The 25,262-nt window shown below is 53.3% G+C and carries 15 protein-coding genes, 1 tRNA gene and 2 rRNA genes; 11 read left to right on the top strand and 7 right to left on the bottom strand.

The window, feature by feature from the left end:
* The first annotated feature begins 3 nt into the window (after positions 1–3).
* The 3 genes from AC6I4B_RS21770 (at position 4) to rrf (ending at position 3,405) form a co-directional block, all read left to right on the top strand.
* Positions 4–79: transfer RNA gene (locus AC6I4B_RS21770), tRNA-Ala, on the top strand.
* A 210-nt stretch (positions 80–289) separates the two neighbouring features.
* Positions 290–3,195 (top strand): 23S ribosomal RNA (locus AC6I4B_RS21765).
* A gap of 94 nt (positions 3,196–3,289) precedes the next feature.
* Positions 3,290–3,405, top strand: a 5S ribosomal RNA gene (gene rrf, locus AC6I4B_RS21760).
* A 155-nt stretch (positions 3,406–3,560) separates the two neighbouring features.
* On the opposite strand, the gene AC6I4B_RS21755 is transcribed toward rrf, so the two are convergent.
* Positions 3,561–3,998: an acetyltransferase gene (locus AC6I4B_RS21755; RefSeq protein ID WP_497772286.1), complete on the bottom strand. Its 438-nt coding sequence runs from the start codon at positions 3,996–3,998 to the stop codon at positions 3,561–3,563.
* A gap of 158 nt (positions 3,999–4,156) precedes the next feature.
* Here AC6I4B_RS21755 and metA point away from each other — a divergent pair, with 158 nt between their 5' ends.
* From metA to aceK, 4 genes are all read left to right on the top strand, one after another.
* Entirely contained in the window at positions 4,157–5,086 is a 930-nt protein-coding gene (metA, locus tag AC6I4B_RS21750; protein WP_497768122.1) for a homoserine O-succinyltransferase MetA, read from the top strand.
* A 269-nt stretch (positions 5,087–5,355) separates the two neighbouring features.
* A complete protein-coding gene (gene aceB / locus AC6I4B_RS21745; RefSeq protein WP_497768120.1) occupies positions 5,356–6,957 on the top strand; it encodes a malate synthase A in 1,602 nt (533 codons plus the stop codon).
* 70 nt (positions 6,958–7,027) lie between these two features.
* Positions 7,028–8,332: an isocitrate lyase gene (gene aceA / locus AC6I4B_RS21740; RefSeq protein ID WP_497768119.1), complete on the top strand. Its 1,305-nt coding sequence runs from the start codon at positions 7,028–7,030 to the stop codon at positions 8,330–8,332.
* 102 nt (positions 8,333–8,434) lie between these two features.
* The gene (aceK, locus tag AC6I4B_RS21735; protein WP_497768117.1) at positions 8,435–10,207 is read left to right on the top strand and encodes a bifunctional isocitrate dehydrogenase kinase/phosphatase; all 1,773 of its coding nucleotides are present in this window, start codon (positions 8,435–8,437) and stop codon (positions 10,205–10,207) included.
* Between the two features lie 55 nt (positions 10,208–10,262).
* Here aceK and iclR read toward each other — a convergent pair whose 3' ends face one another.
* Complete coding sequence (gene iclR / locus AC6I4B_RS21730; RefSeq protein WP_497768116.1) at positions 10,263–11,084, bottom strand: glyoxylate bypass operon transcriptional repressor IclR; 822 nt, start codon at positions 11,082–11,084, stop codon at positions 10,263–10,265.
* 195 nt (positions 11,085–11,279) lie between these two features.
* On the opposite strand from iclR, the gene metH reads away from it, so the two are divergent.
* Together metH and AC6I4B_RS21720 are read left to right on the top strand one after the other, a co-directional pair.
* Positions 11,280–14,963: a methionine synthase gene (gene metH, locus AC6I4B_RS21725; protein ID WP_497768114.1), complete on the top strand. Its 3,684-nt coding sequence runs from the start codon at positions 11,280–11,282 to the stop codon at positions 14,961–14,963.
* Positions 14,964–15,154: 191 nt separating this feature from the next.
* A complete protein-coding gene (locus tag AC6I4B_RS21720; protein WP_497768113.1) occupies positions 15,155–16,786 on the top strand; it encodes a Na/Pi cotransporter family protein in 1,632 nt (543 codons plus the stop codon).
* Positions 16,787–16,890: 104 nt separating this feature from the next.
* Here the strand turns inward: AC6I4B_RS21720 and pepE are convergent, their stop codons facing one another.
* Positions 16,891–17,580, bottom strand: coding sequence for a dipeptidase PepE (gene pepE, locus AC6I4B_RS21715; RefSeq protein WP_497772285.1), 690 nt, complete (start codon positions 17,578–17,580; stop codon positions 16,891–16,893).
* Between the two features lie 187 nt (positions 17,581–17,767).
* Here pepE and rluF point away from each other — a divergent pair, with 187 nt between their 5' ends.
* Entirely contained in the window at positions 17,768–18,640 is an 873-nt protein-coding gene (gene rluF / locus AC6I4B_RS21710) for a 23S rRNA pseudouridine(2604) synthase RluF (protein WP_497768111.1), read from the top strand.
* On the opposite strand, the gene AC6I4B_RS21705 is transcribed toward rluF, so the two are convergent.
* Both AC6I4B_RS21705 and lysC read right to left on the bottom strand, forming a co-directional pair.
* The gene (locus tag AC6I4B_RS21705) at positions 18,637–18,909 is read right to left on the bottom strand and encodes a YjbD family protein (RefSeq protein WP_497768110.1); all 273 of its coding nucleotides are present in this window, start codon (positions 18,907–18,909) and stop codon (positions 18,637–18,639) included. The two genes, rluF and AC6I4B_RS21705, sit on opposite strands and share 4 nt — an antisense overlap.
* A 137-nt stretch (positions 18,910–19,046) precedes the next feature.
* Positions 19,047–20,396: a lysine-sensitive aspartokinase 3 gene (lysC, locus tag AC6I4B_RS21700; protein ID WP_497768108.1), complete on the bottom strand. Its 1,350-nt coding sequence runs from the start codon at positions 20,394–20,396 to the stop codon at positions 19,047–19,049.
* Positions 20,397–20,699: 303 nt separating this feature from the next.
* Here lysC and pgi point away from each other — a divergent pair, with 303 nt between their 5' ends.
* Positions 20,700–22,349, top strand: a complete 1,650-nt coding sequence (gene pgi, locus AC6I4B_RS21695; RefSeq protein ID WP_497768107.1) for a glucose-6-phosphate isomerase — start codon at positions 20,700–20,702, stop codon at positions 22,347–22,349.
* Between the two features lie 36 nt (positions 22,350–22,385).
* Here pgi and AC6I4B_RS21690 read toward each other — a convergent pair whose 3' ends face one another.
* Both AC6I4B_RS21690 and AC6I4B_RS21685 read right to left on the bottom strand, forming a co-directional pair.
* Positions 22,386–23,405, bottom strand: coding sequence for an L-rhamnose/proton symporter RhaT (locus AC6I4B_RS21690; RefSeq protein WP_497768105.1), 1,020 nt, complete (start codon positions 23,403–23,405; stop codon positions 22,386–22,388).
* A gap of 9 nt (positions 23,406–23,414) precedes the next feature.
* Positions 23,415–24,839: an arabinose isomerase gene (locus AC6I4B_RS21685; protein ID WP_497768103.1), complete on the bottom strand. Its 1,425-nt coding sequence runs from the start codon at positions 24,837–24,839 to the stop codon at positions 23,415–23,417.
* Positions 24,840–25,262: the final 423 nt, after the last annotated feature.

Below are 25,262 nucleotides of genomic sequence, written 5' to 3'. Positions count from 1 at the left end.
GATGGGGTTATAGCTCAGCTGGGAGAGCGCCTGCCTTGCACGCAGGAGGTCTGCGGTTCGATCCCGCATAGCTCCACCATCCTTTTACTGCGAAAAACACAAGAAAACTTCAGAGTGTACCTGAAAAGGTTCACTGCGAAGTTTTGCTCTTTAAAAATCTGGATCAAGCTGAAAATTGAAACGACACACTGTGTCTGTTCTCCGTAATAAGAACAGATAAGCGGTGTGTTCGAGTCTCTCAAATTTTCGCAACACTGATGGTGTTTTACGAAACATCTTCGGGTTGTGAGGTTAAGCGACTAAGCGTACACGGTGGATGCCCTGGCAGTCAGAGGCGATGAAGGACGTGCTAATCTGCGAAAAGCGTCGGTAAGGTGATATGAACCGTTATAGCCGGCGATGTCCGAATGGGGAAACCCAGTGCAATTCGTTGCACTATCGTTAACTGAATACATAGGTTAACGAGGCGAACCGGGGGAACTGAAACATCTAAGTACCCCGAGGAAAAGAAATCAACCGAGATTCCCCCAGTAGCGGCGAGCGAACGGGGAGCAGCCCAGAGTCTGAATCAGCTTGTGTGTTAGTGGAACGGTCTGGAAAGTCCGACGGTACAGGGTGATAGTCCCGTACACCAAAATGCACAGGTTGTGAACTCGAAGAGTAGGGCGGGACACGTGGTATCCTGTCTGAATATGGGGGGACCATCCTCCAAGGCTAAATACTCCTGACTGACCGATAGTGAACCAGTACCGTGAGGGAAAGGCGAAAAGAACCCCGGCGAGGGGAGTGAAACAGAACCTGAAACCGTGTACGTACAAGCAGTGGGAGCCTCTTTATGGGGTGACTGCGTACCTTTTGTATAATGGGTCAGCGACTTATATTCTGTAGCAAGGTTAACCGAATAGGGGAGCCGAAGGGAAACCGAGTCTTAACTGGGCGTTAAGTTGCAGGGTATAGACCCGAAACCCGGTGATCTAGCCATGGGCAGGTTGAAGGTTGGGTAACACTAACTGGAGGACCGAACCGACTAATGTTGAAAAATTAGCGGATGACTTGTGGCTGGGGGTGAAAGGCCAATCAAACCGGGAGATAGCTGGTTCTCCCCGAAAGCTATTTAGGTAGCGCCTCGTGAACTCATCTTCGGGGGTAGAGCACTGTTTCGGCTAGGGGGTCATCCCGACTTACCAACCCGATGCAAACTACGAATACCGAAGAATGTTATCACGGGAGACACACGGCGGGTGCTAACGTCCGTCGTGAAGAGGGAAACAACCCAGACCGCCAGCTAAGGTCCCAAAGTCACAGTTAAGTGGGAAACGATGTGGGAAGGCTCAGACAGCCAGGATGTTGGCTTAGAAGCAGCCATCATTTAAAGAAAGCGTAATAGCTCACTGGTCGAGTCGGCCTGCGCGGAAGATGTAACGGGGCTAAACTGTGCACCGAAGCTGCGGCAGCGACACTATGTGTTGTTGGGTAGGGGAGCGTTCTGTAAGCCGTTGAAGGTGAACTGTGAGGTTTGCTGGAGGTATCAGAAGTGCGAATGCTGACATAAGTAACGATAATGCGGGTGAAAAACCCGCACGCCGGAAGACCAAGGGTTCCTGTCCAACGTTAATCGGGGCAGGGTGAGTCGACCCCTAAGGCGAGGCCGAAAGGCGTAGTCGATGGGAAACAGGTTAATATTCCTGTACTTGGTGTTACTGCGAAGGGGGGACGGAGAAGGCTATGTTAGCCGGGCGACGGTTGTCCCGGTTTAAGCATGTAGGCGGAGGTTCCAGGTAAATCCGGAACCTTATTAACGCTGAGGTGTGATGACGAGGCACTACGGTGCTGAAGTAACAAATGCCCTGCTTCCAGGAAAAGCCTCTAAGCATCAGGTAACATCAAATCGTACCCCAAACCGACACAGGTGGTCAGGTAGAGAATACCAAGGCGCTTGAGAGAACTCGGGTGAAGGAACTAGGCAAAATGGTGCCGTAACTTCGGGAGAAGGCACGCTGATGGTAGGTGAAGCGACTTGCTCGTGGAGCTGAACTCAGTCGAAGATACCAGCTGGCTGCAACTGTTTATTAAAAACACAGCACTGTGCAAACACGAAAGTGGACGTATACGGTGTGACGCCTGCCCGGTGCCGGAAGGTTAATTGATGGGGTTAGCGGTAACGCGAAGCTCTTGATCGAAGCCCCGGTAAACGGCGGCCGTAACTATAACGGTCCTAAGGTAGCGAAATTCCTTGTCGGGTAAGTTCCGACCTGCACGAATGGCGTAATGATGGCCAGGCTGTCTCCACCCGAGACTCAGTGAAATTGAACTCGCTGTGAAGATGCAGTGTACCCGCGGCAAGACGGAAAGACCCCGTGAACCTTTACTATAGCTTGACACTGAACACTGGTCCTTGATGTGTAGGATAGGTGGGAGGCTTTGAAGCGTGGACGCCAGTCTGCGTGGAGCCAACCTTGAAATACCACCCTTTAATGGCTGGTGTTCTAACGTAGACCCGTAATCCGGGTTGCGGACAGTGTCTGGTGGGTAGTTTGACTGGGGCGGTCTCCTCCTAAAGAGTAACGGAGGAGCACGAAGGTTAGCTAATCCTGGTCGGACATCAGGAGGTTAGTGCAAAGGCATAAGCTAGCTTGACTGCGAGAGTGACGGCTCGAGCAGGTGCGAAAGCAGGTCTTAGTGATCCGGTGGTTCTGAATGGAAGGGCCATCGCTCAACGGATAAAAGGTACTCCGGGGATAACAGGCTGATACCGCCCAAGAGTTCATATCGACGGCGGTGTTTGGCACCTCGATGTCGGCTCATCACATCCTGGGGCTGAAGTAGGTCCCAAGGGTATGGCTGTTCGCCATTTAAAGTGGTACGCGAGCTGGGTTTAGAACGTCGTGAGACAGTTCGGTCCCTATCTGCCGTGGGCGCTGGAGAATTGAGGGGGGCTGCTCCTAGTACGAGAGGACCGGAGTGGACGCATCACTGGTGTTCGGGTTGTCATGCCAATGGCATTGCCCGGTAGCTAAATGCGGAAGAGATAAGTGCTGAAAGCATCTAAGCACGAAACTTGCCCCGAGATGAGTTCTCCCTGACTCCTTGAGAGTCCTGAAGGAACGTTGAAGACTACGACGTTGATAGGTCGGGTGTGTAAGTGTAGCGATACATTGAGCTAACCGATACTAATGAACCGTGAGGCTTAACCTTACAACGCCGAAGATGTTTTGGCGAAAGAGACATCGAAATTCAGCTTGATACAGATAACATCAGAACGTGAAAAACGGTCTGATAACAGAATTTGCCTGGCGGCAGTAGCGCGGTGGTCCCACCTGACCCCATGCCGAACTCAGAAGTGAAACGCCGTAGCGCCGATGGTAGTGTGGGGTCTCCCCATGCGAGAGTAGGGAACTGCCAGGCATCAATTAGTGAAGAAGCCCATCCTGACGGATGGGCTTTTTTTGCGTGTGCGGAACAGGTCAGAAAGCACAGCGTTGCCGGATGGCGGTGTGAATACCTTATCCGGCCTACAGAGCGCAGGGCCATCAAGCACAATAATTTTATCTTTTTAGGTTTTATTTACTGGCATAACGCAAATGCAATAACGGATAAGGCCGTCCGTGATCGTCAGTGTCTGAACGCCCGGTAACCACAAACTCTATCTTCTGATAAAACCCTACCGCCTGCGAGTTCTGCTCATTCACATCTGTCGTCAAATTCGGAATAAGCGCAAGCGCATGGGCTACCAACTCACGTCCAACGCCACATCCGCGCGCATCCGGATCGACAAATAACGCTTCCAGATGATGTTCCGATAACAACATAAAGGCTACAGGCAGATCATCGCTATTGGTCGCTACCCACAGCGGCGCTTCGGGTAGAAATGATCGCACCTGCTGCTCTATCTCGGCTCTATCCAGGGCGGAAAGAAAATCATGCGTGGCATCAACTGAACGACACCAGATATCAATTAATCTTTCACTTTCATGGTCTTGCGAACGTCTAATTATCATCACTCCATTCCCTTTCAAATCGTTGCCGCATTCTATCAAAAACGTAATTGAAACTTTCTCACCTTCCACATGCAGACTCGACATTTTGTATATTTCTGGTTATTGTTAGCTGTCTGGATGTCTAAACGTTTATACGTATGCTATGAGGTAATGAAGTTATGCCGATTCGGGTGCAAGACGAGCTGCCAGCCGTCAATTTCTTGCGTGATGAAAACGTCTTCGTCATGACCGCATCACGTGCTACAGGTCAGGAAATTCGCCCGTTAAAGGTGCTTATTCTTAACCTGATGCCGAAGAAGATTGAGACTGAAAACCAGTTCTTACGCCTTCTGTCGAACTCACCGCTACAGGTGGATATCCAACTGCTGCGGATTGACGCACGCGAATCCCGTAACACGCCAGTGGAACACCTCAATAACTTTTACTGTAATTTTGAGGATATCCGCAACGAGAATTTTGATGGATTGATCGTCACCGGCGCGCCGCTGGGCTTGGTTGAATTCAATGACGTTGCCTACTGGCCGCAAATCCAACAGGTACTGGAGTGGTCGAAAGATCACGTGACCTCCACGTTATTTGTCTGTTGGGCGGTACAGGCCGCGCTCAATATTCTCTACGGCATTCCTAAGCAAACTCGTACTGACAAACTCTCCGGCGTTTACGAGCACCACATCCTTCACCCACATGCCCTACTGACACGCGGTTTTGACGATAATTTCCTCGCGCCACACTCCCGTTACGCTGATTTCCCCGCGCAGTTGATTCGTGATTACACCGATCTCGAAATCCTCGCTGAAACGGCGAGCGGAGATGCATACCTGTTTGCCAGCAAAGACAAACGAATTGCCTTTGTGACCGGCCATCCAGAATATGATGCACATACTTTAGCGAGCGAGTTTTTCCGTGATGTTGATGCTGGTCTTAGCCCGGAAGTGCCGTACAACTATTTCCCGAAAGATGACCCGCAAAACAAACCACAGGCGACCTGGCGCAGTCATGGAAATCTGCTGTTTGCTAACTGGCTCAACTATTACGTCTACCAGATTACGCCATACGATCTGCGGAATATGAACCCAACTCTGGATTGATCCGCTACCGCTAGCGATCCTAAAGCGTTTCAGCATCTTTAATCAGGCACCTTCGGGTGCTTTTTTGTTTCCGAAAATACCTCCAGTTAAAAACAAATCTTTAATTTCATTAAATTCAATGTGTTGTGTGTATTTTAAATTAAAAATGGAAATCGTTTTTGATTTTTTGTTTTTATGAATTAGGCTTAAAAACGTTGAGCGAAAATAACACAACGATCGTTCGCTCACCTTGCGGGGACCTATTCGGATCACTAATGAGGAGCAGCACCATGACACAACAGGCCACAACAACCGATGAATTGGCTTTTCTCAACTCTTTTGGCGAACAGGAGAAGCTGGTTCTGACTGCGGAAGCGGTGGAATTTTTGACCGAACTAGTGACCCGTTTTACGCCTAAACGCAACAAACTGCTGGCCGCACGTCTCCAGCAGCAGCAGGATATTGACGACGGAAAACTGCCTGACTTTATTTCGGAAACTGCTTCCATTCGTGATGGTGACTGGAAAGTGCGCGGCATCCCTGCGGATCTGCAAGACCGTCGGGTTGAGATTACCGGGCCTGTTGAACGCAAAATGGTTATCAATGCGTTGAATGCCAACGTCAAAGTCTTTATGGCCGATTTTGAAGATTCCTTAGCGCCGGACTGGAACAAAGTCGTTGAAGGGCAAATTAACCTGCGCGACGCGGTGAATGGCACCATCAGCTACACCAATGAAGCGGGCAAAATCTATCAGCTCCAGCCTGATCCTGCGGTATTGATTTGCCGAGTGCGCGGCCTGCATCTGCCGGAAAAACACGTTACCTGGCGCGGTGAGGCGATTCCGGGCAGTCTGTTTGATTTCGCACTGTATTTTTTCCACAACTACCAAGCGCTGCTGGAAAAAGGCAGTGGCCCTTATTTCTATCTGCCGAAAACTCAGGCCTGGCAAGAAGCGGCCTGGTGGAGTGATGTTTTCTGCTATGCCGAAGACCGTTTTAACCTGCCGCGCGGCACGATCAAAGCCACGCTGCTGATTGAGACACTGCCAGCGGTGTTCCAGATGGACGAAATTCTACATGCGCTGCGTGACCATATCGTCGGTCTTAACTGTGGCCGCTGGGATTACATTTTCAGCTATATCAAAACATTGAAAAATCACCCGGATCGCGTCCTGCCGGACAGACAAGTGGTGACGATGGATAAACCGTTCCTTAGCGCCTACTCACGTTTGCTGATTAAAACTTGCCATAAACGCGGGGCTTTCGCGATGGGCGGCATGGCGGCGTTTATCCCGAGCAAAGATGCCGAGCGTAATAATCAGGTGCTCAACAAAGTGAAAGCGGATAAATCGCTGGAAGCCAATAACGGCCACGATGGTACTTGGGTGGCGCATCCGGGCCTCGCCGATACGGCAATGGCGGTGTTTAACGACGTACTGGGCGACCGTCCGAATCAACTGACGGTGACTCGCGCGGATGATGCGCCGATTACCGCTGAGCAACTGCTGGCGCCTTGCGAAGGGGAACGCACCGAAGAGGGGATGCGCGCCAATATTCGCGTGGCGGTGCAGTACATCGAAGCGTGGATCTCCGGTAACGGCTGCGTACCGATTTACGGCCTGATGGAAGATGCCGCAACGGCAGAAATCTCTCGTACTTCTATCTGGCAGTGGATCCACCACCAAAAAACGCTCAGCAACGGCAAACCGGTGACCAAACCGCTGTTCCGTCAAATGCTGGCTGAAGAACTACAGGTGATTAAAGGCGAGTTGGGCGAGGCGCGTTTTGACGGTGGCCGTTTCGACGATGCCGCGCGGCTGATGGAGCAAATCACCACCTCCGACGAACTTATCGACTTCTTGACTCTGCCGGGCTATCGCCTGCTGGCGTAGCGGCTTGTTACCTCATTGCTTTCACCAATAACACCTGGGAAACCAGGAAAATAATATGGAGCATCTGCACATGAAAACTCGTACCCAACAGATTGAAGAATTACAAAAAGAATGGACTCAACCACGCTGGGAAGGCATTCGTCGCCCCTACAGCGCAGAGGAAGTGGTGAAACTGCGTGGTTCGGTGAATCCAGAATGCACGCTGGCACAACTGGGTGCTGCCAGAATGTGGCGTCTGCTGCACGGCGAAGCGAAAAAAGGCTATGTGAATAGCCTCGGCGCGCTGACCGGCGGGCAGGCATTGCAACAGGCGAAAGCGGGTATTGAAGCGGTGTATCTTTCCGGCTGGCAGGTGGCGGCGGATGCCAACCTGGCTGCCAGTATGTATCCAGATCAATCCCTGTACCCGGCGAACTCAGTGCCTGCGGTGGTGGATCGGATCAACAACACTTTCCGCCGTGCGGATCAGATCCAATGGTCCAGCGGCATTGAGCCTAACGATCCGCGTTATGTGGACTATTTCCTGCCGATCGTTGCTGATGCCGAAGCCGGTTTTGGCGGCGTGCTGAACGCTTTTGAACTGATGAAATCGATGATTGCAGCCGGTGCAGCGGCGGTACACTTCGAGGATCAACTGGCGTCGGTGAAAAAATGCGGCCACATGGGCGGCAAAGTGCTGGTTCCTACTCAGGAAGCGATTCAGAAACTGGTTGCGGCGCGCCTGGCGGCTGACGTGATGGGTGTCCCAACTCTGCTGATTGCCCGTACTGATGCTGATGCTGCGGATCTGATCACCTCCGACTGTGACCCCTACGACAGCAGCTTCATCACCGGTGAGCGCACCAGCGAAGGCTTCTACCGCACTCACGCGGGCATTGAACAAGCGATCAGCCGTGGCCTGGCATACGCGCCGTACGCCGACCTGGTGTGGTGCGAAACGTCCACGCCAGATCTGGAGCTGGCAAAACGCTTTGCCGATGCCATTCACGCAAAATATCCGGGCAAACTGCTGGCCTACAACTGCTCGCCGTCATTCAACTGGCAGAAAAACCTGGACGACAAAACCATCGCCAGCTTCCAGCAACAGCTGTCGGATATGGGCTATAAATACCAGTTCATCACCCTCGCGGGCATTCACAGCATGTGGTTCAACATGTTTGACCTGGCGCACGCCTACGCTCAGGGTGAAGGCATGAAACACTACGTTGAGAAAGTCCAGCAGCCGGAGTTTGCTTGTGCACCGCAGGGCTACACCTTCGTATCTCACCAGCAGGAAGTGGGCACGGGCTACTTCGACAAAGTAACCACTATCATTCAGGGCGGTGCGTCATCCGTTACCGCGCTGACTGGCTCTACCGAGGAATCACAGTTTTGATCAATGCCCGGTGGCGTTGCGCTTACCGGGCCTACGAAGGGATGTAGGCCGGATAAGCGAACGCGCCATCCGGCATGACATTGTGCCGGATGGGAGAAATCGATGACGCGTGGCCTGGAATTACTGATTGCTCAGACGATTTTGCAAGGATTTGACGCCCAGTACGGGCGTTTTCTGGAAGTGACTTCCGGTGCGCAACAGCGCTTCGAACAGGCCGACTGGCACGCCGTACAACAGGCGATGAAAAGTCGTATTCATCTGTATGACCATCATGTGGGCTTGGTTGCTGAGCAACTGCGCTGCATTACCGATGGTAAAAGTACGGATGCAGATTTTCTGCTGCGTGTTAAAGCGCAGTACACCCTCCTGCTGCCGGATTACCCGCGATTCGAGATAGCGGAGAGCTTTTTCAACTCCGTCTATTGCCGTTTATTCGACCACCGCGCGCTGAGTCCTGAGCGGCTATTTATATTTAGCTCACAGCCAGAGCGCCGTTTCCGCGCGATCCCACGCCCCCTGGCGAAAGATTTTTTCCCGGAACACGGCTGGGAAGCGGTAATCTTCAAAATGCTTAGCGACCTGCCGCTGCGCCTGCCGTGGCAGAATAAATTTCGCGATGTCGGCTATATCATGGCGCATCTTAGCGAAACGCTGGACGCGGAAACGCTGCGTCACAGCCACCTGCAAATGGCTAACGAACTGTTTTATCGTAATAAAGCTGCGTGGCTGGTTGGCAAATTGATAACGCCGTCCGGCATCTTGCCGTTGTTACTCCCCATTCACCGTACAGATGAAGGCGAACTGTTTGTTGACGCTTGCCTGACCACTACGGCGGAAGCCAGTATCGTGTTTGGTTTCGCTCGCTCCTATTTTATGGTGTATGCCCCGCTGCCAGCGGCGCTGGTTGAATGGCTGCGTGAGATTCTGCCGGGCAAAACGACCGCCGAGTTATATATGGCGATTGGCTGCCAGAAGCACGCCAAAACCGAAAGCTACCGTGAATATCTCAACTACATTTCCAGCGCCAATGAAGCGTTTATTGAAGCGCCGGGTATCCGTGGCATGGTGATGCTGGTATTTACCCTGCCGGGGTTCGATCGGGTATTCAAAATCATCAAAGATAAATTTGCGCCGCAAAAAGAGATGTCTGCGGCTCACGTTCGCGCTTGCTACCAACTGGTGAAGGAGCACGATCGCGTCGGGCGCATGGCCGATACGCAAGAGTTTGAGAATTTTGTGTTGGACAAGCGGCAAATCTCGCCTGCATTAATGGCGCTGTTATTACAGGAAGTGTCGGGGAAAATCACCGACATGGGGGATAAAATCGCGATTAGCCATCTCTATATCGAACGGCGAATGGTTCCGCTGAATATCTGGCTGGAGCAGGTCGAAGGCCAGCCATTACGAGATGCGATTGAAGAGTACGGCAACGCGATTCGCCAGCTTGCAGCCGCCAACATCTTTCCTGGCGACATGCTGTTTAAAAACTTCGGCGTCACGCGCCACGGGCGGGTGGTGTTCTACGATTACGATGAAATTTGCTACATGACGGAAGTGAATTTCCGCGATATCCCCCAGGCGCGTTACCCGGAAGATGAACTGGCCAGCGAACCGTGGTACAGCGTCTCACCGGGGGATGTTTTCCCACAAGAGTTTCGCCACTGGCTGTGCGCCGACCCGCGCATCGGGCCGCTATTTGAGGAGATGCATCGCGAGCTGTTTAGCGCCGACTACTGGCGAGCCTTGCAAACGCGCATTCGCAACGGGCATGTGGAAGATGTTTACGCTTACCGCCGCAAACAGCGTTTTTGCGTGCGTTACGCGGCTGACGAGGCGTTTGCTTCATCCCCTCACCATAGGCATCGAATTGCCTGACGGCGCCGCTCTTATCGGGCCTACACGGGTAGGCCGGACAAGGCATCGCAATAGACTAACGAATCCCACCGTACGCCAGCGTCACCTCTTTCGCCGCCTTAATGGCCATTGCGCCAAACTCGGTCACTCGGTCGTCGGTAATGCGGGAAATCGGCCCGGAAATGGAGATCGCGGCGAACGGTTCGCGGTGTTCGTCGTAAATGCACGACGCCACGCAGCGCAGGCCCAGTGCGTGTTCTTCATCATCAAAGGAGTAACCGCGTTTACGCGTTTGCGCGAGGTCATCTTTCAGGTGCACCGGCGACACCAGCGTGGCATGGGTATAAGCATGTAGCCCTTTGCGGTGCAGCAGACCGGTTACTTGCTCCTCGCTGAGCTGTGATAAAAACGCCTTACCCGCGCCGGAGGCGTGCATCGGCAGTTTGCCGCCAATGGGAGCCGACATGCGCATCAGCTGCGTACATTGCACCTGGTCGATAATAATCGCCTGGTGATCGCTCTGGTCCAGCACTGCCAGATTCACCGTCTCGCCGGAATCTTCCATCAGCTTGCGCAAAATCGGATGGACAATCGCCAGCAGGTTGCGGCTTTGCAAAAAGCTACTGCCGACGATAAAAGCGTGCGCCCCCACGGCCCAATGCCCAAGATCGCCGACCTGGCGTACAAACCCTTGCTGCTGCATGGTGGTCAGTAAACGGTGAGTGGTGGAATTTGGCAGCCCCGCCTGCTGTGCCAGCTCGGTCAGCGCGACGCTACCGTTAGATTCAGCTATCCATTCCAGTAATTTCAAGCCGCGCGTTAATGATTGGACTTGCCCACCCTGTGGAGCGGCGGCGGTAGGTTTTCTACCGCGTTTCGCGGGAACATTGGCAACCATCGTGACTCCTTTCTGTATCGTGGAAATTGTTTTCGTTTTTATTGATTATAATACAACCGTTCAACTTACTGCTCCGATGAGTCATGCTGAACATGTCTCATGTAGCGCGTTGTTCTCTTTTCCACCTCAGTGGTTTATGCCAGTATGGATTGTTGGCCTTTTTTTGGTCTGGGTTGAGCGTTGTCGGGAGTGCGTGTGAGCAGCAAAGTTGAGCAGTTACGTCAGCAGTTGAATGACAGAATTTTGGTTCTGGACGGCGGTATGGGCACGATGATTCAGAGCTACCGTCTTAGTGAAGAAGATTTTCGTGGCGCACGTTTTGCCGACTGGCCGTGTGACCTCAAAGGCAACAACGACCTGCTGGTGCTCAGCAAACCAGAGGTGATTTCCGCCATCCACAGCGCCTATTTTGAAGCCGGTGCGGATATCATCGAAACCAACACCTTCAACTCCACGACCATCGCTATGGCGGATTACCAGATGGAATCCCTGTCGGCGGAAATCAACTTTACGGCGGCGAAACTGGCCCGCGCCTGCGCCGACGAATGGACAGCGCGCACGCCGGAAAAACCACGCTACGTGGCAGGCGTGCTTGGCCCAACTAACCGCACTGCGTCCATTTCACCGGATGTTAATGATCCGGCGTTTCGTAACATCACCTTTGATGGGCTGGTGGCGGCCTACCGTGAATCCACCAAAGCGCTGGTGGAAGGCGGCTCAGACCTTATTCTGATTGAAACCGTTTTTGATACGCTGAATGCCAAAGCCGCAATATTTGCGGTAAAAGAAGAATTTGAAGCGCTGGGCGTTGACCTGCCGATCATGATTTCCGGCACTATCACCGATGCCTCCGGGCGCACGCTTTCCGGGCAAACTACCGAAGCATTTTATAACTCGTTGCGTCATGCCGATGCGTTAACTTTCGGCCTCAACTGCGCGTTGGGGCCGGACGAACTGCGCCAGTACGTACAGGAACTGTCGCGTATTGCCGAATGTTACGTGACCGCCCACCCGAACGCCGGGCTGCCGAACGCCTTTGGTGAATACGATCTCGACGCTGATACGATGGCGGCGCAAATTCGCGAATGGGCCGAAGCGGGCTTCCTGAACATTGTCGGCGGCTGCTGTGGCACGACACCGGAACACATTGCGGCGATGAGCCGTGCGGTGAGCGGCCTGCCACCGCGCAGGCTGCCGGAAATCCCCGTCGCTTGTCGCCTGTCTGGCCTGGAGCCGCTGAATATCGGCGACGATAGCTTGTTCGTTAACGTCGGCGAACGAACCAACGTCACCGGCTCGGCTAAATTTAAGCGCCTGATCAAAGAAGAAAAATACAACGAAGCGCTGGATGTCGCTCGCCAACAGGTTGAAAGCGGCGCGCAGATTATCGACATCAACATGGATGAAGGGATGCTCGACGCCGAAGCGGCGATGGTGCGTTTCCTGAACCTGATTGCCGGTGAGCCAGATATCGCCCGTGTGCCGATTATGATCGACTCCTCGAAATGGGATGTTATCGAAAAAGGGCTGAAGTGCATTCAGGGCAAAGGCATCGTCAACTCTATCTCGATGAAAGAGGGCGTCGAACCGTTTATCCACCACGCGAAAAAAGTGCGCCGCTACGGTGCGGCGGTGGTGGTGATGGCCTTTGATGAGGTCGGCCAGGCCGATACTCGCGAACGTAAAATCGACATTTGCCGCCGGGCGTACAAAATCCTCACCGAAGAGGTTGGCTTCCCGCCGGAAGATATCATCTTCGACCCGAATATTTTCGCTGTCGCGACGGGGATTGAGGAGCACAACAACTATGCGCAGGATTTTATCGGTGCTTGCGAGGACATTAAACGCGAGCTGCCACATGCGCTGATCTCAGGCGGTGTCTCCAACGTGTCGTTCTCGTTTCGGGGTAACGACCCCGTGCGCGAAGCGATTCACGCGGTATTCCTCTACTACGCCATCCGTAACGGCATGGACATGGGGATCGTCAACGCCGGACAACTGGCAATTTATGACGACCTTCCGGCAGAATTACGCGATGCGGTTGAAGATGTGATCCTCAACCGCCGCGACGACGGCACAGAGCGGCTGCTGGATCTGGCGGAAAAATATCGCGGCAGCAAAACCGACGATACCGCCAACGCCCAACAGGCGGAATGGCGCAGTTGGGAAGTAAAAAAACGCCTCGAATACTCGCTGGTGAAAGGCATCACCGAGTTTATCGAGCAAGACACCGAAGAAGCGCGCCAGCAGGCTGAACGCCCCATTCAGGTAATTGAAGGGCCGCTGATGGACGGCATGAACGTGGTTGGCGACCTGTTTGGCGAAGGCAAAATGTTCCTGCCGCAGGTGGTGAAATCTGCCCGCGTGATGAAACAGGCGGTGGCATATCTCGAACCGTTTATCGAAGCCAGCAAAGAAAAAGGCTCCAGCAACGGCAAAATGGTCATCGCCACCGTGAAGGGCGATGTGCATGACATCGGCAAAAACATCGTTGGCGTGGTGCTGCAATGCAACAACTACGAAATTATCGACCTCGGCGTGATGGTACCTGCCGATAAAATTCTCAAAACCGCCAAAGAAGTGAACGCCGACCTGATTGGCCTTTCAGGCCTGATCACGCCGTCGCTCGACGAAATGGTCAACGTGGCGAAAGAGATGGAGCGCCAGGGCTTTACCATTCCGCTGTTGATTGGCGGCGCGACCACCTCGAAAGCGCACACGGCGGTGAAAATCGAACAGAACTACAGCGGGCCGACGGTCTATGTGCAAAACGCCTCGCGTACCGTTGGCGTGGTGGCGGCATTGCTCTCTGATACTCAACGCGACGATTTCGTGGCTCGCACCCGCAAAGAATACGAAACCGTGCGCATCCAGCACGGGCGTAAAAAACCGCGCACCCCGCCGGTAACGTTACAGGCCGCGCGCGACAACGATTTAGCCTTTGATTGGGAAAGCTACACGCCGCCGGTCGCGCATCGCCTGGGTGTACAAGAAGTTGAAGCCAGCATCGAAACGCTGCGTAACTACATCGACTGGACGCCGTTCTTCATGACCTGGTCGCTGGCGGGTAAATATCCGCGCATCCTCGAAGATGAAGTGGTTGGCGAAGAAGCACAGCGCCTGTTCAAAGATGCTAACGACATGCTGGATAAACTCAGCGCCGAGAAATCGCTGAATCCGCGTGGCGTGGTTGGTCTGTTCCCCGCCAACCGCGTGGGCGACGATGTTGAAATTTACACTGATGAAACGCGCGCACAGGTACTGAACGTGAGCCGCCACCTGCGCCAGCAAACGGAAAAAGTGGGCTTCGCCAACTACTGTTTATCTGACTTCGTTGCGCCGAAAACGTCCGGCAAAGCCGACTATATCGGTGCGTTTGCGGTGACCGGCGGGCTGGAAGAAGATGCGTTAGCCGAGGCATTCGAAGCGCAGCACGATGATTACAACAAAATCATGGTCAAAGCGATTGCCGACCGTCTGGCGGAAGCCTTCGCGGAATATCTGCATGAGCGTGTACGCAAAGTTTACTGGGGCTACGCGCCGAATGAAAACCTCAGCAATCAAGAATTGATCCGCGAAAATTACCAGGGGATTCGCCCTGCGCCAGGCTATCCGGCCTGCCCGGAACATACGGAAAAAGGCACAATCTGGGAACTGCTGGACGTTGAAAAACATACCGGCATGAAGCTCACCGAATCCTTCGCTATGTGGCCTGGTGCATCGGTGTCCGGTTGGTACTTCAGCCACCCGGACAGCAAGTATTATGCCGTGGCGCAAATTCAGCGCGATCAGGTGGAAGACTATGCGCAGCGTAAAGGAATGCCGGTTGCCGAAGTGGAGCGCTGGTTAGCGCCAAACCTCGGCTACGACGCTGACTAATTCACAAGACTGTTATCTTTTCTTACAACAAACAGGGCACTCAATGAGTGCCCTGTCTCTTTATTAAGCGTAAAGCCTTATACTGAATGAAGGCTCACTGCACCTTTTGCGGTCTGGCACTGACTTTGTCGGCCATCAGGCCACTCATGCCGAGCCTCAGGAACCTATAACAATAAGGAGAACCCGATTCCGTGTTAACGCTGTTACACCTGCTCTCTGCCGTTGCATTACTGGTATGGGGCACTCACATTGTACGAACTGGCGTCATGCGCGTGTTTGGCGCACGCTTGCGTACCGTACTCAGCCGTAGCGTTGAGAAAAAGCCACTCGCCTTCTGCGCCGGTATTGGCGTTACCGCGCTGGTACAAAGCAGCAACGCCACCACCATGCTGGTCACCTCATTTGTGGCGCAGGATCTGGTCGCGCTCACCCCGGCGCTGGTGATTGTATTGGGCGCAGACGTCGGTACTGCGCTGATGGCGCGTATTCTCACCTTCGATTTATCGTGGCTGTCGCCGCTGCTGATTTTTATCGGCGTGACTTTCTTCCTGGGCCGCAAACAGAGCCGCGAAGGGCAGTTAGGGCGCGTGGGGATTGGCCTTGGGCTGATTCTGCTGGCGCTGGAGTTGATTGTGCAGGCGGTGACGCCTATCACCCAGGCCAATGGCGTACAGGTCATTTTTGCCTCGCTGACCGGTGATATCCTGCTGGATGCGTTGATTGGCGCAGTGTTTGCGATTATCAGCTACTCCAGCCTGGCGGCGGTGTTGTTAACCGCCACGCTAACCACCGCTGGGGTAATCTCTTTCCCGGTAGCACTGTGTCTGGTGATTGGCGCGAACTTAGGCTCTGGCCTGCTGGCGATGCTCAACAACAGCGCCGCCAACGCCGCCGCGCGTCGTGTGGCGCTGGGCAGTTTATTGTTCAAGCTGGTGGGCAGCCTGATAATCCTGCCGTTCGTGCATGTGTTGGCGACGACATTGCACAAACTGCCGTTGCCAGAGGCGGAGTTGGTTATCTACTTCCACGTCTTCTACAACCTGTTCCGTTGTTTGGCGATGGTACCGTTCGCCGAGCCGATGGCGCGGTTCTGTAAACGGCTGATTCGCGATGAGCCAGAGCTGGACGGGCATTTGAAGCCTAAGCATCTCGACCCTAGCGCGCTGGACACGCCAACGCTGGCGCTTGCCAACGCTGCGCGTGAGACGCTGCGCATTGGCGATGCCACCGAGCAGATGCTGGAAGGGCTGAAAAAGGTGATGAATGGTGAGCCGCGCGAAGAGAAAAACCTGCGTAAACAGGCGGATGATATCAACGTGCTGTACACCGCGATTAAACTTTATTTAGCGCGGATGCCGAAAGATGAGCTGGCGGAGGAGGAGTCGCGCCGCTGGGCAGAGATTATCGAAATGTCGCTCAACCTTGAGCAGGCGTCGGATATTGTCGAGCGGATGGGCAGTGAAATTGCGGATAAATCGCTGGCGGCTCGCCGGGCGTTCTCGGTGGAAGGGTTGAAGGAGCTGGATGCGCTGTATGAATTGTTGCTCAGCAACCTGCAATTGGCAATGTCGGTGTTCTTCTCCGGTGATGTCACCAGCGCCCGTCGCTTGCGCCGCAGCAAGCACCGTTTCCGTATTTTGAATCGCCGCTACGCGCACGCGCACGTAGACCGTTTGCACCAGCAAAACGTGCAGAGCATTGAAACCAGTACCCTGCATCTGGCGCTGCTGGGAGATATGCAGCGTTTGAACTCGCTGTTTTGTTCGGTCGCTTACAGCGTGCTGGAGCAACCAGATGAAGACGACGAGCGCGACGATTATTAATCAACAGCAATGCCGGATGGCGGCTTCGCCTTATCCGGCCTACAAGATGCTCGTTGTTCTGTAGGCCTGATAAGCGCAGCGCCATCAGGCACTAAGCGACAGGATTAAAAACGGTGTCCCGCCTCCAGCGGAACCGCGTCCTCTCCCGCTCTAAATACATATGTCGTATTCGGCCCGCCGAGCGTGGCGTGGCCCTGCGCGACGTGAATCCAGTTACCTTCCGGCAGACCAATCACCGTCAACTCAGGCGCAACGACCAGCAATTCGCGGATACGCTGCTCACGGGTTTCGCCTTTGTGCCCTTCCGGCAGCGCGTTGGTGAAATGTGGGTTAATTTGCAGCGGAAACAGCCCCAGCGCGTCAAAGCCCTGCGGGTCAACAATCGGCATATCGTTGGTGGTACGGATGGTTGGGCAAGCGAGGTTAGCGCCCGCGCTCCAGCCGATATACAGCGCCCCGCGTTTAACGACATCGACAATCGGCGCTAACAGCCCGCGCGTGCGGCTCTCTTTGAGCAACTGGAAAGTATTGCCGCCGCCGACAATCACCACTTCCGCATTCTCAATCGCCGCCACGGGGTCGGCAACGCTGTGAATACCGGTTACCGTCACGCCGAGCGGCGCCAGAACGGCAGCCGTCTTCGCCGTATAGTCATCCCAGGTTTGCGTAACGCCAGCAAAAGGAATAAACACCGCAGAGCGGCGGCCATTTAACTGCCCGGCAATCAGCGGCAGCGCGTGTTCCAACCAGGCTTTGCCCGGCAGCGTTGAGTTACTCAGCAGAAGCAGTTCCATCATTTCTCCCATTCATCAGAAAATTATCAATCACAGCAGGATGTTACCACCGTATGCTAAACGGCTCACTGACGGGGTTCACGATGTCTCACAATGATCATCTCAGCGTGATGTTGGCAACGATTTACAGCGGATTCTTTTTCCTCACCGCGAAGGTGAGGTATATTTCGCTTTTACAGGAGAATTTATGCTGCCAGACTCATCAACCCGATTAAATAAATACATCAGCGAGAGCGGAATCTGCTCGCGTCGCGAAGCGGATCGCTTTATCGAACAAGGCAACGTTTTTATCAACGGCAAGCGCGCCACCATTGGCGATCAGGTTAAGCCGGGCGACGTTGTGAAAGTGAACGGTCGGTTGATTGAGCCGCGCGAAGCGGATGATTTGGTGCTGATTGCGCTGAATAAACCGGTTGGCATTGTCAGCACCACCGAAGACGGCGAGCGCGATAACATTGTCGATTTCGTCAACCACAGCAAACGTGTGTTCCCCATTGGCCGTCTGGATAAAGACTCGCAGGGGCTGATTTTCCTCACCAACCACGGCGACCTGGTGAACAAAATACTGCGCGCCGGTAACGATCACGAAAAAGAGTATCTGGTCACGGTGGATAAACCCGTTACTGACGAATTTATTCGCGGTATGGGCGCGGGCGTGCCGATTCTGGGTACGGTCACCAAGAAATGCAAAGTGAAGAAAGAAGCGCCGTTTGTGTTTCGCATCACTCTGGTGCAGGGCTTAAACCGCCAGATTCGCCGCATGTGCGAGCATTTCGGCTACGAAGTGACCAAACTTGAGCGTACGCGAATTATGAACGTTAGCCTAAGCGGCATTCCGTTAGGTGAGTGGCGTGATTTGACCGACGATGAGCTTATCGATCTCTTTAAGTTGATTGAGAACTCGTCTTCAGAGGCCAAGCCAAAGGCGAAAGCCAAGCCGAAAACCGCAGGCATCAAGCGCCCAGTGGTGAAAATGGAAAAAACCAGCGAGAAAACATCGCGCCCGGCAGCGAACGGCAAACGCTTCGCCTCACCGGGGCGTAAAAAGAAAGGGCGTTAACGCCTGCCGCGCGTCGGCGTATTCGCCGACCATGAAAATGAACTTTCGGTATCCGGTTTATAAGCCTGCTTTTTCTTTAATTGGCGGGCTTTTTTTGCATCAGCCTCACGCTGAACCATCAACTTATCGATGTACTCCTTTTTCACGCCGTTGGTTTCCGCGTTGGTTAACGGACGCCCATGCGCGATGCGCGCGCGGTCGAGCAGGGTTTTTAGCTCACGCTGTTCGCGCTCGGTCATCTCTTTTTGCGTAATACGGGGGAGTGCCATAGTGGTGCCCTCTGTCGGATGGTGAAACCAGTGTACGGCAAAGGGGCGGGAGCCTCATCTATAAAATGCACCACCGCGAGTGGCAGCAAGGAAAAAGCCGAGTTCAAGCTCGGCTATCGTTATCGCGTGGTGGCATATTACTCGAACAAATTATGATGCAGTTTTTGCACCACCTGCTCGGCTTCCGCGCCTGGCACCAGGAAGCACAGGTTATGGCTAGAAGCGCCATAGCAAATCATGCGGATGTTGAACGGCTCCAGCACACCGAACACCTCTTTGCCCACGCCGCAGGCTTTTGACAGATTGTTGCCAATCAGCGCGACCAGCGCCAGATTTTCTTCGACTTCTACGCGGCACAGCGCTGAAAGCTCCATCAGCAGCGATTGCGTCAGCAGCGTGTCACCAGTAGAGGTCGAGCCGGTGGTGTCGAGCGTTAGCGCCACGCTTACTTCGGAAGTGGTGATCAAATCTACCGAGATATTGTGGCGCGCCAAAATTCCAAACACTTCGGCGAGGAAACCGCGCGAGTGCAGCATATTCAGGCTGTGCAGGGTCAGCAGCGTCTGTTTACGACGCAGCGCCAGCGCGCGGAACAGCGGTGGATCGGCGGTTTCGTTACACACCAGCGTGCCGCCAGCCTGCGGGTTCTTGCTGGAGCCAACAAACACCGGAATATCGCTACGCACGGCAGGTAACAGCGTTGCCGGGTGCAGCACTTTTGCGCCGAAAGTCGCCAGTTCAGCCGCTTCTTCAAAGGCGATTTCATCAATGCGTTGCGCTGCCGGAACGACGCGTGGGTCGGTGGTGTAGATGCCTGGTACGTCTGTCCAGATATCAACACGGCTGGCGTGTAGCGCTTCGGCAAGCAGAGCGGCGGTGTAATCACTGCCGCCACGGCCAAGCGTGGTGGTGCGGCCTTTCGCTTCGCTGCCGATAAAGCCCTGAGTGATGACCAAACCTTCGCTCAGGCGTGGCTTTAATTGTTGGGTGGCGAGTTCCGCCAGCGCGGCAACGTCTGGTTCGGCACGGCCAAAGCGATCGCTGGTGCGCATCACTTTACGCACGTCAAACCACTGCGCCTGAACCTGACGCTCACGTAAAATTTCGACGAACAGCAGCGTAGACATCAACTCGCCGTGGCTAACCAGTTCGTCAGTCAGCGCGGTGGAGGACGCCAGCGCGGCGGCTTCTGCCAGGGTGGCAAGATTATCCAGCAGACGGTCGATTTCCTCGCGGATAACCGTCGGCTTCGCCAGATGCTCCAGCACGGAATATTGAATGGCACGGATAGCATCCAGCTTTTCAGTACGTTCTGCCGGTTCTAACCCTTCGGCCAGAGCAACCAACAGGTTGGTGATGCCTGCCGATGCCGACAGCACGACAAGACGAACATTGGCATCCGCAAGGACGACATCGGCGCTGCGATTCATGGCCTCAAAATCGGCGACGCTGGTTCCGCCAAATTTGGCGACAACAACATTAGTCATAACAACCTCGTGTCAGGGAGTGAAAAAAGCGACCATGGCACAAAGGCAGGACGAGAACCGGTGCAGGCGCAATACCGTATTTATAAATAAAAGGTATGACGGGGTGTGTCAACGCTGGGATTATGCGCTTTTTTCATCCAGCCAGGCCCCTCAGTAATGTGGCTTATGAAGGTGATATTTTTGTCTGTTTTATGCACGATTTTGCCGTGGTGAGGGGGGGATGACATTAAAACCATCACAATTTTTTGTGACAGGCGCTACAATCGGGGCAGGTATAATTCTTAAATCAGAAGGGTATTGCTAATGAAAAACATCAACCCAACGCAGACTGCTGCGTGGCAGGCACTACAGAAACACTTCGATGAAATGAAAGACGTCACTATTGCGGAGCTGTTTGCCAAAGATGGCGACCGTTTTAGCAAGTTTTCCGCGACGTTCGATGATCAGATGCTGGTGGATTTCTCTAAAAACCGCATCACGGAAGAGACGCTGGCAAAGCTGTTGGATCTGGCGAAAGAGACGGATCTGAGCGGGGCGATTCAGTCCATGTTCTCCGGCGAAAAAATCAACCGTACTGAAGATCGCGCTGTGCTGCACGTTGCACTGCGTAACCGCAGCAATACCCCAATTGTGGTTGATGGCAAAGATGTTATGCCGGAAGTGAACGCGGTACTGGAGAAGATGAAAACCTTCTCCGAAGCGATTATTTCTGGTCAATGGAAAGGTTATACCGGTAAAGCGATCACCGACGTGGTGAACATCGGTATCGGTGGTTCTGACCTCGGCCCATTCATGGTGACCGAAGCGCTGCGTCCATATAAAAACCATCTGAATATGCATTTCGTTTCCAACGTTGACGGTACGCACATCGCCGAAACGCTGAAGACGCTGAACCCAGAAACCACGCTGTTCCTCGTGGCTTCTAAAACCTTCACCACTCAGGAAACCATGACCAACGCCCACAGCGCGCGTGATTGGTTCCTGGCAAGCGCGGGCGACCAGAAGCACGTGGCGAAGCACTTCGCGGCGCTGTCTACCAACGGCAAAGCGGTGGGTGAATTCGGTATTGATACCGCGAACATGTTCGAATTCTGGGACTGGGTGGGCGGTCGTTACTCTCTGTGGTCTGCGATTGGCCTGTCGATCATCTTGTCCGTAGGCTTCGACAACTTTGTTGAGCTGCTGTCTGGCGCACATGCGATGGACAAACACTTCTCCACCACACCAGCAGAGAAAAACCTGCCTGTGCTGCTGGCGCTGATTGGCATCTGGTACAACAATTTCTTCGGCACTGAAACTGAAGCGATTCTGCCATACGATCAGTACATGCACCGTTTTGCGGCGTACTTCCAGCAGGGCAACATGGAATCCAACGGGAAGTACGTTGACCGTAACGGCAACAAAGTGGCGCACCAGACTGGCCCAATCATTTGGGGCGAGCCTGGCACGAACGGCCAGCACGCGTTTTATCAGTTGATTCACCAGGGCACTAAAATCGTACCGTGCGATTTCATCGCTCCGGCTATCACCCACAACCCGCTATCCGATCACCATCCGAAGCTGCTGTCTAACTTCTTCGCTCAGACCGAAGCGCTGGCGTTTGGTAAATCCCGCGAAGTGGTTGAGCAGGAATACCGTGACCAGGGTAAAGATCCGGCAACCCTGGACTACGTAGTACCGTTCAAAGTGTTCGAAGGTAACCGCCCAACTAACTCCATCCTGTTGCGCGAAATCACGCCGTACAGCCTGGGCGCGTTGATTGCGATGTATGAGCACAAAATCTTTACTCAGGGCGCAATCCTTAACATCTTCACTTTTGACCAGTGGGGCGTTGAGCTGGGCAAACAGTTGGCAAACCGCATTCTGCCAGAACTGAACGATGATAAAGAGATCGACAGCCACGATAGCTCGACCAACGGTCTGATTAACCGTTATAAATCCTGGCGCGCATAATGACGCTGGCGTCGCCTTCGGGCGGCGCCATTCTTATCAGCTCAGACCAATAATCAGGGTCGAGACAACGATTATCAGCATCCCCGCCAACTGGTAGCGCAGCGGTTTTGCCCCGCAATTACGCCATTCTTTCAGTAAAAATCCCCAAATCCCGCCGCACAATACCAGCATCGACATATGAAACGTCCAGCTGATAAGGCCAAGATCCAGGGCGACCATCTGCACATGCCCCCAGCCGTAAAAGAAAAACTGGAGATACCAAATCACGCCGCCGAGCGCGGAAAGCGCCAGATTGCGCCATAAATGCGTCGGGTCTTGCCGGATGCGGGCGAAAGTATGATTCTGTCTGGCTTTGTACAGGCAATAGGCCAGATTGGTGACAAACCCGCCTGCCATGATGATCACATAGCCCGGCATGACCTGATAAAGCGGGTCGACGCCCTGCGCTAATGCCAACTGCTGTATGGGTTCGGCGGCATTAATGGCAAACGCCATAAAGGCGCTGGTGACGCCGCAAAACAGCGCAATCGCGATGCCTTTTTTGACGTTCCTGCCGCTGTTGCCGCTCCCTGATGCTTGCTCTTTGAGATGTCCGGCAAGCGAAGTGACGGCAATACCGATAATCGCAACGGCAACGCCTGCCAGCGCCAATCCGCCTTTTGTACTGCTCAACAGGTTGAATAACTGGCCATCAAGCAGCGGCGGCATCAGCGTGCCGACGACCAGCGTGATGCCAATCGCCACGCCATAGCCCACCGACAGACCCAGATAGCGCAATGTCATGCCAAAGGTCAGCCCGCCCAAGCCCCACAACGCGCCGAAAATAAACGTTTTCAGGACGATAGCCGTAGGAATTGTCGCGAAAAATGCACCGACGTCAGGCAGCAGCAGTGAGGAAACCAGCAGGGGCATCACCAGCCATGACGCGATACCGTTCACCAACCATGATGCTTCCCATTGCCAGTTTTTCACCCTATTGATGGGGATGTAAAACGAGGCGGCCGCTAGTGCGCCGAGCAGGTGATAGAAAATACCTAACGTAATTGATGCGTCCATGACCGCTCCCTAGCAAATCCGTGTGGCGCCAATATTCAGCAATTCAGCCAGCTTTTTCAGGGTATCGCCCTGATGACCACGACCGATGGCGCAGTGATGCGCCGGGCCGCCTTCGCACCATTGCTGGGTGAAATCACGCGCGCCCAGCGGGAAACGGTAATAGCTGTTGGTATTGCCAATATCGAGAATTTCACCGTCTACAGCTTCACCTTCGGCGTATTGCAGGGTGATAGCTCCGTCGCGATGTTCGACCACCGACAGAAATGTGACGGGGCCTGGGGCAACAGCCATTTGGATAGAGACACCTTTACCGGGTTTACCGTGATAAACCGGCAGGGGAACCAGCCTGACTTTTTCTGCTGACATCGACGGATGCGCCGGGCCATCGTGCCCCCACAGTACGGTGTCGTTCTGGAAGTTGATGCCATACGGTTCTGAAAAGGAGCCGCCAGCGCCGAGCAGGCTTAGTATTTTCATCGCCAGCACGTTTTTAATCTCGCACTCGCCAGCGACGGGAATGCCGTTATGGGTGAGCAGCGTATTTCCCAGGATCACCGAGGTTACGATATTTTCATGCGCCGATCCCGGCGCGCCCTCATAGTAATAAGCCAGTGCTCCCAACTGGTGTTGTTTAACCATTTTTTCCAGCACGACCGCCGTGTTAATTGCGCGCTGTAATTCATATTCTTCACAGGCATCATCGACGTTAAGTAAAGAATAAACCTCCTGACATTTATTCTTTTGCTCATCTTCGGTCGTGTTGGGGAGGGAATTGACTAATTCGCAGATCTCCAGCAGTTTAAAACGCACGCCAAATTTGGCCGACAAATGGGTCATGTCAGAATAGACATCATACATGCCATTATAATAATGCCCCAGAACCCCTACATTGGTAGATTTTAGGCGGCTGGCGACGTGTACGGAGTTTATCCAGCTATCAATTTGCCGCCAGGCAATGTCATCTTCCAGATATCCGACGACCAGATGGTAGTGAATCTCAGCACGTTGAAAGACATTCACCAACTCCGGTGCGCTGCACGCCTGGCAATGCGCCAGCCATTGCCCCGTGCGGTGACCGCGATCGGCAAGCTGATTAATAGCGGCACAGGGCAACTGACTTTCTGGCTGTAACGCCAGAATCAGGACCGGAACATTCAGGCGTTGTACCAGCGGCAGTACCGTAGAGCTTAACGCATAGGTTGTAATATATAAGATCAGCGCGTCGATTTTGTTATCAGCAAAACATTCAGCGACGGTATCAGCCTGTGTATTATTATCGACTAGTCCCGCATTAATAAGTTTGATGTCATTCTGTTGATGCAGTTTTTTCTCTACGCATAGCAAATAGCCTTCAAGCTGGTGTTTTAGCCCATCAAATTGTGGCCAGTATGTTTCCAGCCCGATACCAAATAGGCCAATGGTTGTTTTTTTCATAATAAAATTTCCGGGTAAGAGAGTGTTATTTTAAACGGCTTTGCCACTCTACCTTTCCAGTGGTAATAAAACCTGTATAGCATTGCCAGTGTTTTAATTTGCTGGCAAATTCGTCGTGCTTTTCACTATCGCGATCGCAAATTGATATTTTTCTAAAAGCTGATTAGAGGGATAACTAATATCTATGTTTACATTTCATCGGGAATAGTCTCAAAAAAATCCTGTTTAAAATTCATCAGGTTTATCTGAATTTTTATTGTGAAAACATGGATGAAATGAATTTTTTAAGAATATCCTCACCATTGTGTTATTGAGCTTTTGTGCAATGTGTTGATATTTATTGTTTTTTATTTTCATGCTTGAGCGTAATTAACGCGGATAAGTGATGTTCCTAAAACGGCGTTGATATTATCGGCTGCCGTA

It is taken from the genome of Kluyvera fluvialis (assembly GCF_059725275.1).
This window is presented reverse-complemented; position numbering and strand designations above follow the sequence as displayed.